This window comes from Methanomethylovorans sp. (assembly GCF_050177135.1).
In the GTDB taxonomy this organism is placed as follows: domain Archaea; phylum Halobacteriota; class Methanosarcinia; order Methanosarcinales; family Methanosarcinaceae; genus Methanomethylovorans.
On sequence record NZ_JBFXHJ010000124.1, the window covers coordinates 1 to 6413 of the forward strand.

General features: G+C 44.7%; 6 protein-coding genes. 3 read left to right on the plus strand and 3 right to left on the minus strand.

The features are described from left to right. Nucleotides 1-208: 208 nt before the first annotated feature. From AB7U21_RS09395 to AB7U21_RS09405, 3 genes are all read right to left on the minus strand, one after another. Nucleotides 209-448 (minus strand): DUF1016 N-terminal domain-containing protein, encoded by a 240-nt coding sequence (locus AB7U21_RS09395; protein WP_428388576.1) that lies wholly within the window; start codon nt 446-448, stop codon nt 209-211. Nucleotides 449-563: 115 nt separating this feature from the next. After that, nucleotides 564-2048, minus strand: coding sequence for an ATP-binding protein (locus AB7U21_RS09400; protein WP_428388570.1), 1485 nt, complete (start codon nt 2046-2048; stop codon nt 564-566). Between the two features lie 193 nt (nt 2049-2241). Next, nucleotides 2242-3045 carry a tryptophan-rich sensory protein gene (locus AB7U21_RS09405; protein WP_428388572.1) on the minus strand — a complete coding sequence of 268 codons (804 nt, stop codon included), beginning with the start codon at nt 3043-3045 and terminating at the stop codon, nt 2242-2244. A gap of 212 nt (nt 3046-3257) precedes the next feature. On the opposite strand from AB7U21_RS09405, the gene AB7U21_RS09410 reads away from it, so the two are divergent. The 3 genes from AB7U21_RS09410 to AB7U21_RS09420 form a co-directional block, all read left to right on the plus strand. Further along, nucleotides 3258-3989: an NAD-dependent protein deacylase gene (locus tag AB7U21_RS09410; RefSeq protein WP_333788419.1), complete on the plus strand. Its 732-nt coding sequence runs from the start codon at nt 3258-3260 to the stop codon at nt 3987-3989. 420 nt (nt 3990-4409) lie between these two features. Continuing rightward, nucleotides 4410-4547: a hypothetical protein gene (locus AB7U21_RS09415; RefSeq protein ID WP_367121117.1), complete on the plus strand. Its 138-nt coding sequence runs from the start codon at nt 4410-4412 to the stop codon at nt 4545-4547. 84 nt (nt 4548-4631) lie between these two features. After that, the coding region (locus tag AB7U21_RS09420; RefSeq protein WP_428388574.1) for a disaggregatase related repeat-containing protein at nt 4632-6413 on the plus strand (1782 nt) is incomplete at its 3' end.

Genomic DNA, 6413 nt, shown 5'->3' on the forward strand with positions numbered 1-6413 from the left:
ACCAGACGCAGTATAATCCCCGAACACAAGTTGTCCACACCTTTTCTGCCGGTTGATTTTGTCTGTAACATCATCTTTAGCCGAGGTCTTTAAATTTACACGGATGCGCCCGTCAGTGGATACTTCTTCAGTGAGCACATGTCTCACGAGGAAGTATTCTCTCACGCTGGGACTTATCCTGTGGAAGGAACAGATAATATGGACATTATTATTTTCGATAATGGCTGCAATCTTCTCCCGGAGATATTTCTCTCAACACCGACCGCTCAAAAAGAGCGCCATCTATCTGGCGTGCAACCTCACGCACCGACCAGCGATGCTGTATAGCCATACGCAGATAGAATTCACGCTCATCAGCCATCTTAGTCTTGGAAAGGATATGCAGGTTAGAAGACCATGGCAGTTCTCTCAACATTGTTGAGAGTTTCGGATAAGTGATTTGAATAATACTTGGTCCCTACTTGGTCCTGACTCAGTCCCTATATAGTCCCAACTTGATCTCAACTCGGGCCGTGACTTAGTGCCATTTATGGCATAAAGTTCACTGACTTGGTGCTGGGAGGTCATCCATTCTCCCCCTTCTTTTCCCGGGTTAAGAATGCACGGCCTTTGGCAGTCAGGCGGTATTTTTGGGTAGGACTTTTAGGTGAATCCGGTTGTGTCATTTCAACAAGGCTAGCTTGGATGGCGGGCTGCAGATAATCATAAACAAATGTCGGACGACTACTTATACCCACACGTTGCATTGCGTCTCTTCTTCCCAATGGTTTATCTTCAAGGCAAATGACCAAAGATCTTACTTGTTCGGTTACATGTTCTATTACTTGTTCAGTTACTTGTTCACCTGACCGGGATGGAGGTTCTTCTTTACCAGCATGGCTTTCTGTTGGTACTTCTATGGATTCTGCCAGGTAGACAATGAACCTCACCCTCATTCCAATTTCAATGATCTGCGGCTGGGGGAGTCCGAGCTCTTCAGCATCCTTCAGGATACGACGGAAACCACTGCCCCACTGTTCTATAAGATCAAGTTCCCTGAAAACTCGAGCAATAACACGATTTCTTATCCTTGAAACACCCTGCTTGACATCTTCGATGGTCATGCCGGGAAGAAGGATACCGGGATTCTCTATCTCTATCCTGTCATCAAAGAAGGACACTCTGATAGGTGCACCCTTTTGAGAATAATCTGCATGCACAATAGCATTGACAAGAGCCTCGCGCAGGATAGTAAGAGGAATGCTCCACACGTCCTTACGCCTGATCTCTGAGAAATCAGCACCTCTGAAAGCATGTTTCTTCAAAAAGAGCATCACAGACTCTACAGATCCCGGAAGGTCTTCATAGATCTCGGTATGATCGAAAATAAATGCCTTATCCTTTCCCTTGAAGCGCCCGCACTGGATCCATGCATCCGGGAAATGATAATCCCTTTTCTTTCCAAAAAGCAGCATAGCGCCTGTGGTCGGAACAAATCTGCCCTGCTCCCGGGACAGAAGCTTAAGCGTGATCAATTCCTCTTCGTTCAGCTCCCGGATTCCTTTAAAGCGTTTTTTAGCAGAATCTAGGTCAAGGTCATCTGAAGACAGGTCAGGCATTGGCATCTCATCAAAAGAAATGCCTGAAGCACTTCTCTGAAGTTCAGCGACAAGTTCGCGGTCAGCTTTCCGGTTGGTAGACCCAAGCCTTACATAAACACCATCAAAATAACCTTCACTTTTGACCCAATGTGGACGGGAACCACTCGGATAGACTTCAACAACCAACAGGGTCTTACTTTCCACTGTCATCAATTCAACATCTGGAACAAGCCTTGGGGCAATATAATCTGCAATTATACTGCAAAGCCGCTCTTCTTCATCAAGTGGGTCTTGGACACCTATGATATTCTTTGTCACATCTTCCACACCTATCAGTAAACGTCCTCCGGCAGTGTTGGCAAATGCTACAAGCGTCTTGATGATGTTCTTTGGTGAGGATAGATCTCTTTTGAACTCCAGTGTCTTGCCTTCTGGCATGGTGATGAGCTGGGAAATAGGAGTATTCATTGAGCCTCAGTTTGCTTAATATAAATGTTTGTCACCTGCATGATAGACTTGTACAACATGGACCTTTCTACAGCTTCATGAAGTACATTATGCGACATAAATTTATTTAAATTTGGTCATATGATTTTGATTGTGGGATCGTTTACTTTTAGACGAAGCAACGAATGTATAATGTTTTCTCTCCGGGACCGTTCTACACGGCCGGCCTTTTCCTTGCTGACATCAGGATATATGCTTCTGCAAGGAGTAACAAAAAGATGCAGACCATCGTTGTGGTAATAACTGCAGGATACTGGCCCGCGAATCCTTCGGGTGAAGTGTGTTTCAGTAATATTCCTGCATAGGCCCAGACAATAACAAGTCCGTAAGCGATATCTTTATTCTTTAGCATCGTTGCGACAGCTATGACAAGTCCCGCACTGATCATTATGACGGCCCAGGTCGCTTCAGCCAGTCCAAAACCTTTCCATCCAATGCTGACAAGAAGGATAGTAGCATTAGCAATGGTTGCCACTGTGATCCATCCGAAGTACACGCTGAATGGGAGCCTGATGAAAAAATATTCTCTCTGAGAAAACCCTTGGTTCTTCATCCTCTGGTTTATCAGGATCAGGCAAACAAGGATCACTATCATCAGTAACATGGACAATGGGACCATGTAGTAGTGCCAGGCGAAGATCCAGGCTGCGTTGGCAATGGAAGAAACGGAGAAGAGTACTCCGGTCCTGCTCAACAGCTCGGTCCTCATGGCACTTGTGTCGTCTCGGAAAACACCAAGCTGGTACAGTGTGTACCCTGCAAGCAGCAGGTATATGAGACCCCAGATAGCAAAGGTCAGCCCTGCCGGGGCAAAGAGATTGGGGAAAGAATCTGAGATCTGGCCAGTGTTCACTCCATTGATCGGGAGGGTGTTGGCCAGACCATTGACGGTAACCATTATTAGAAAAGTTATTGCCGTGATGATTTTGATAATTGTTTTCCTTTCGTTTCTTTCCATTTTGTTCCCTTCCTGTTGTAACGTATAAACCTTCTCTGACAGTAAAGCAATAGAAGTGTTCTTAGTTGTGTGTATTTAACAGCTGTGCAATAAAAGATAGGTAAGTTCCATCGGTAGATGTATCCAATCCCATGATGGTATCTAGGGAGTGAGAGAAGGGGCTGCGTGAGATCGGGTAAAAGATATATACCCATCAGCAACAATCTCTCTTTATGCATCAGCTTCTCTCCCTTATGCATAGTTCCAGTCACTGTGTGTTCCTCAGTGGTGCTGGTATCTCCACACTGTCAGGTATACCTGACTTTCGGGGTAGCAAGGGCATATACAAGCAATTCGATGCGGACAAGATCTTCGACATCCATTACTTCCGCAAGGACCCTGCATATTTCTATACTCATGGAAGAGAGTTCATCTACAACCTGGAAGAGAAGGAACCCAACATTATCCATAAAATGCTGGCTAAACTGGAAGAAGAGGGGATGGTGAGGTCGATAATCACCCAGAACATTGACATGCTTCACCAGAAGGCAGGCTCCAGGCGGGTCATAGAGATCCATGGTTCTCCTGCACAGCACACTTGCCTGCATTGCGGCAAAAAATTTCCTTATGAGCTTATTTCCCCCATTGTACACGGACCGCAGGTCGTCCCAAAATGTGACGGATGCGGAGGTCTTGTTAAACCGGATATTATCTTCTTCGGAGAAATGCTGGACCAAAATGCCCTATCTCAGGCAATTTCCGAAAGTTCGAAGGCCGATCTGATGGTTGTGGTCGGCTCGTCCCTGGTGGTCCATCCGGCAGCGTCCCTGCCCCTGAACACTGTAAAGCATGGTGGAAGGCTGATCATAGTCAATAACATGCCTACACCGCTTGATGAGTACGCTTATCTCATATATCCTGACCTTGAAGAAGTGTTCAGGTACCTGGAAAAAGAGATCCAATAAGCATTTCATTGTTTATCATTCTTATAATTGAGGGAAATGTAATACTCTTTCATCTTCCCTGAGATGTCATAGATCTTCAGGATAACATTATCACTATTCTAACTGAAAGGTATGAGAAAAACCAGATCACTGCACTCATCACAATAATTTTACATTTTTATGTCTTCAGAAAAAACAAAATTTAAACTTATAACTATATTATTATTTACGTAATTTTTTCATAAAGTATTTATAGGCCTTCTTCCTATACTATACATGGGGGTATCCACTAAGGTAACTATAAGTTTGCTATAACTGGTGGAGTGGGTATGTATTTGAATAAGATCAGGTAGATCGATCTAATCTGGGATTTACCGCTGTTTCTGTTATTGACCGTAGGAATAAGCACCGCTTTTTGCTGTAGACGGGAGCTATACATACATTGGTCAGGGGCAGGATCTTGTTGGACTAGATCTCACTGATGTGTCTGATCCATCAGAAGTAGGGAGAATAATATCAGTAGTATTTGATGTTACCACAGAAGGCGATTATGCTACGTATCCAGTGATGGTCTTTTGATTGTGGATATCAGTGACCCCACATTTCATTTTATTTTTATGTGTAAATGAAGAGTGGGACATATGGATAGAGGCGTTTAGTAAAATGAACAATAAAATAAGAAATTTCATAAAAACAAGGGTAAAAGGCAGTAAAATAACAATATTATTGGCGGCCTTAATTCTATTTGCGATGATACCCACAGTAGTGCAGGCAGTTGCTCCTGCAGAACAGTGGAACAAGACGTTTGGTGGAACCTCGGACGATTCTGCAAATTCAGTTCAGAATACTTCGGATGGGGGGTACATACTAGCCGGAACTACTTCTTCTTATGGAGCTGGTGGATCTGATGCCTGGCTGATCAAAGTTGATAGTAGTGGCAACCAGACATGGTATAAGACATTTGGCGGAATGTTGGACGATGGTGCAAACTCGGTCCAGCAGACCTCGGATGGTGGATACATCATAGCAGGAGCTACTGCTTCCTATGGAGCTGGGGGTACTGATGAGTACGGAAGGGCTTATAGCGATGCCTGGTTGATTAAAGTTGATAGTAATGGTAACCAGACATGGAATAAGACATATGGCGGATCAAAATATGATCATGCTTTTTCAGTTCAGCAGACTTCGGATGGAGGATACATTATAGCAGGAGATACAAACTCTTCCTATCCAGATAGTCTTATTATCTATAGTCCAGGTTGGTTGATCAAAGTTGATAGTGATGGTAATCATCAGTGGAATACAACTTTTGGCAAAACAGCCGATGGTTTTGATTATCACGTATTATCCGTTGATCAGACTTTGGATGGTGGATACATAGTAGTAGGCTGTGTTGAGATGCCAACTTCAGTTGCGGATTTCTGGTCAAGCAAAGTTGATAGCGACGGCAATCAGATATGGAGTAAGACCTTTTCAGGAGCCACAGGTGCTTATGATTTTGCACATTCAGTTCAGCAGACTTCTGACGGAGGCTATATACTCGCAGGAGAAATGGGGGGTGATCTAGGAGATCCGAGTACTGCCTGGCTAGTCAAAACTGATAGCAATGGTAACGAAACATGGAATAAAAGGTTTGGTGGAGGATCTGAGTTTGATGATGCGGTTTGTGCATATTCGGTTGATCAGACGTCTGACGGAGGATACATAATAGCAGGTACTATCAGACCTTATGGCTCTCACACCTACAGTGTCTGGTTGACCAAAGCTGATACTAATGGTAACCAGCAGTGGACCAAGCAGTTTGGCGGTTCCATGTCTGATTCTGCAGGTTCAGTTCAGCAGACTTCGGATGGAGGATACATCATAGCAGGAGCTACTTCTTTATACGGAGCTGGTTCCGCAGATGCCTGGCTGATCAAAGTCGCACCTGAAACACCTTCGGTGCCTGTGACCCTGACTCCAACCTACGACAATAACCTGCGTGAGTCTTCTGCATGCGCAGTTCTTTCCACTACACCCTATATCGACGTCGGGAAAAGCAAATCCCGTGCCAGGGATGTGATGTTGTTCGATCTTAGTATGTATGATAAAAATGATACAATATCCCAGGCAACTCTGTCACTATACTGGTACTATCCGGCCGGCAAGACACGCACTTCTGACACTGTAGTGGATATCTACAGGCCAGGGACGTGGAACCCGAAGTATGCGACCTGGTATTACCACGATTATCGCAAGGCTTGGAAACCAGTGGGTGGAGCGTGGTTCGATGTAAATGGCATTGCCCAGGGAACTGCTCCATACGCTTCAGTAACCTTCCCTGCTGGTACGGTGCCTGATAACAAGTACTACGAATTCGATGTCACACAGCTTGTGCAGGAATGTGTAAGCGGTACGTATGAGAACACCGGTTTCTTCCTCAAGGCAAAGACCGAGGGCAATAAT